We start from the raw sequence: 3,984 nt of genomic DNA on the forward strand, positions 1-3,984 counted from the left end.
ACTACGATGAATTTCAGAGTCGATTTTTGCAGCAAGTTCTTCACTGTAGTTGCGTTCGTGTCCAAGGTTTTTACCCAAGAATACTTGTTCTTGTTGTTCACCAAATACGATAGGACCAAGCTCATCGCTCATGCCCCAACGCGTTACCATAGCGCGTGCTGTATTCGTTACACTTTGAAGGTCCCCAGAAGCACCTGTGCTGATTTCATCTAAAATCAAAGCCTCTGCAATTCGACCACCAAGGGCTACGCGAATATCCGCTAATAATTGAGATTTTGTTTTGTAGTTTTGTTCCTCTGTAGGAAGCATCATAGTGTAACCACCTGCTGCGCCACGAGGAATGATTGTTACCTTATGAACAGGATCTGCATGAGGCAACAAATGTGCCACGATGGCATGACCAGATTCATGGTACGCTGTTAACTTGCGGTCTTTCTCGCTCACAATATGACTGCGGCGTTCAGGACCCATGCTAACCTTTTCACTAGCTTCTTCAACCTCAGCCATAGTGATAACTTTTTTGTTAAGGCGAGCTGCCAATAAAGCCGCTTCATTTAACAAGTTGTTCAAGTCAGCACCAGTAAAGCCTGGAGTTTTCTTAGCAATTGTTTTCAAGTCTACATCGTCAGCTAATGGCTTGTTACGAGCATGTACTTTTAAGATTGCTTCACGACCGCGTAAGTCTGGACGACCTACGATAACTTGACGGTCAAAACGACCTGGACGCAACAGCGCTGGGTCAAGAATATCTGGACGGTTTGTGGCAGCGATAGTAATAATACCTTCGTTGGCACCGAAACCATCCATTTCAACGAGTAATTGGTTCAATGTTTGTTCACGTTCATCGTGACCACCACCAAGACCTGCGCCACGTTGGCGACCTACCGCATCAATTTCGTCGATAAAGATGATACATGGCGCATTCTTTTTCGCTTGTGTGAAAAGATCACGCACACGAGAAGCACCAACACCTACGAACATTTCTACGAAGTCAGAACCAGAAATCGTAAAGAATGGTACCCCTGCTTCACCAGCAACGGCTTTAGCAAGCAAAGTTTTACCTGTACCTGGAGGTCCTGCGAGCAATACACCTTTCGGAATTTTAGCACCGATTGTTGTAAATTTACCTGGATCCTTCAAGAATTCTACTACTTCTTCTAATTCTTGTTTTGCTTCTTCAGCACCTGCTACATCTTTAAAGCTAACCTTTACGTTACCTTCACCCATCAATTTAGCACGGCTTTTACCAAAGTTCATCACTCGGCCACCGCCACCTTGAGTTTGTTGCATAATAAAGAAGAACAACACCACCAAGATGATGATAGGAATAGCAGAACCTAACAGGCTCATCCACCAAGCTGGTTGCTCAGGTGGAGCTGCTGTAATTTCTACGCCATTATCTTGTAATGTTTTAATTAATGTTTCATCACTTGGCGCATAAGAATTGAACTCTGTTCCATTTTTTAGTTTACCTTTAATACCATGATCATTGGTAATCGTTACGGACTCAACCTTTTTCTGTTGTACTTGTTGAATAAATCCTGTGTAACTTAGTTCAGATTTATTCGCACTTTGACCAGAGAAAGCGTCAATGGCGATAACGAAAGCGGCAATGATAAGTAAGTAAAGGACGATATTTTTTGTAAATCGACCCAAAAGATTACCCCTTTCAATAATAATTTTTAGTTGTATAAACGAATTGAGTACATCTCATTAAGAGATGCACTCATATATTATATCATATTTTTAATTTTGATACATTTCTTCCTTTAAAATACCGATATATGGTAAGTGACGATATTTTTCTGCGTAGTCTAAACCATAACCGATAACAAAATAATCAGGAATAATAAAGCCCACATAGTCAACGTCTACGTCCATCTTACGGCGATCTGGTTTATTCAATAATGCAGCGAGGCGTACGCTTTTAGCACCACGAGCATGTAAATTTTCTAATAAGTAATGCAATGTTGTGCCTGTATCTACGATATCTTCCACAACAAGCACATGCTTACCCTCTACAGAGCGATCCAAATCTTTTAGAATTCGAACTACCCCTGTACTAGTTGTGCCACTACCATAGCTAGAGCAAGAAATAAAATCAAAACTTACATCTACGCTATCATCAATAGCGCGAGCTAAGTCTGTAAAGAAAACGATGGCTCCCTTTAACACCCCTACGAGCACTACAGATTCATTTTTATAGTCTTCGCTAATTGCTTTACCTAACTCGGCTACACGAGCCTGTAATTGTTCTGCTGTATATAAAATCTCTTTTGCGTCTTGATGCATCTATATGACCTCCACGATTCATATTAATGTTTGCAATATACCTTTATTGTATCACATTGAGCGATTACTTTTATACTTTTTATAGTGAAAGTTTTCTTTTCCCCTGTGTTAACAATGTCCAGTAATTGCTCTTGATGAGCTGATGTAAGCGTTAGATCAGAGTCAATGGTACTTACTAAACGCTGCCATAATCTCCGCTGTATTGCCAGTGGCTCCTGTCTCAAGGCACGGCGAGAGATTCTCACCTCGTCATCACCAATCGACACTAATTTATCAAAGGTTCTAGACGTTAAATCAGAGATAACCATTACATCTTCATTTACAGAACTTCCTAGTCGAACTATGGCATCTACCACAGCAGGGTTAACGGCTTCCAATTCAGGTATAATGCGATGACGAATCCTATTTCGTTGGTATCGTACATCCTCATTCGTAGAATCTACACAATACGAAATATGTTTTGTCCCTATATAGGCTAGTAAGTCTTCTTTTGTTACGTCTAACAGCGGTCTAACTACAGGAATAGCATATTCAGATTGTACTACAGACATGCCAGTTAAACCATTTAGACCAGAACCCCTAATGATATGTGCCAAAATCGATTCTGCTTGATCATCTTTGTGGTGAGCTACTGAAATATAATCATACCCCTCAGACTGGGCAATTTCATTTAACCATTGATAACGTACTTGGCGGCCTATAGTTTCTTCAGATTTTTTATGTTCCTTACTTAGGCGCGGTACATCAAAGGTAGCGGAATAAAATGGCAGACCTAATTCTTCCACTTGATGTTGGAGCCACAAGACCTCCTCCTTACTTTCAGGGCGAATACAGTGATCCACAATGGCTACACCTATTTTGTACGTTGTATGACGATGCGTAGCAATATCTTGTAACAAATACAATAGAGCCATTGAATCGGGGCCACCAGAGCAAGCTACTAGAATTCGACTATTTTCAGGAAATAGATTATGTGATTTTAAGGTGTGATTAATGGTTCGAATAAGTTCTTTCACATTCACGAGCCATCGCCTCCATACCATCTTGGTCGCTCACAAATACATGAGGAACCTCATAAGCATCCATAAAGGACGTTAAAATTTCTGCACCAGCTACGATGATATCGGCACGTCCTGCAGGTAAACCTTTTACGTGTAATCGCTCATCGCGACTCATGTAACGTAAGTTTAGAATGATGCCCTCTACTGTTTCACGACTTAATTTATGACCTTGTACCTTCGTACCATCATAGTTTTCAAGGCCTAAATCAATGGCCGCTAGCGTCGTTAGCGTACCACCGATACCAATGAATTCACCAAATTCACCTTGAATCATCATGGGATCCCAAAGGAATCGAGTTTCTTCCCATACTCGTTGAGGACCTTCATCAGACATAGATTGAAGGCGTACAGCCCCTACAGGATAAGATCGACTCCAGTAAACGCCGTCCTTATTGCCTAATGCTAGCTCTGTACTACCGCCACCGATATCGATAGTTGTATAGTGACGACCATCATTCAACTGATCTCCTAATGCACCATTAAATCCATAAATTGCCTCTTCATCACCTGATAAAATGCGCCATTCCATAGGACAATATGTATTGATACATCCCATAAATTCAATGCCATTTGGTGCTTCTCGAACGGCACTTGTCGCGAAGCCAAAGCAGTAGTCCGCACCATATTGATC

4 protein-coding genes are annotated in these 3,984 nt (G+C 41.2%); all 4 read right to left on the reverse strand.

Annotated elements, in window-relative coordinates:
- The coding region (gene ftsH, locus Q0F90_RS07940) for an ATP-dependent zinc metalloprotease FtsH (RefSeq protein WP_296004549.1) at positions 1 to 1,656 on the reverse strand (1,656 nt) is incomplete at its 3' end.
- 90 nt (positions 1,657 to 1,746) lie between these two features.
- A complete protein-coding gene (hpt, locus tag Q0F90_RS07945) occupies positions 1,747 to 2,292 on the reverse strand; it encodes a hypoxanthine phosphoribosyltransferase (RefSeq protein ID WP_105086156.1) in 546 nt (181 codons plus the stop codon).
- Positions 2,293 to 2,315: 23 nt separating this feature from the next.
- On the reverse strand, positions 2,316 to 3,314 hold the full coding sequence (tilS, locus tag Q0F90_RS07950) for a tRNA lysidine(34) synthetase TilS (RefSeq protein WP_105094748.1): 999 nt from the start codon (positions 3,312 to 3,314) through the stop codon (positions 2,316 to 2,318).
- Positions 3,283 to 3,984 (reverse strand): phosphatase (locus Q0F90_RS07955; protein WP_296004552.1); only part of this gene is annotated, 702 nt, incomplete at its 5' end. The genes Q0F90_RS07955 and tilS, both read right to left, overlap by 32 nt.

This window comes from uncultured Veillonella sp. (assembly GCF_934190855.1).
In the GTDB taxonomy this organism is placed as follows: domain Bacteria; phylum Bacillota; class Negativicutes; order Veillonellales; family Veillonellaceae; genus Veillonella.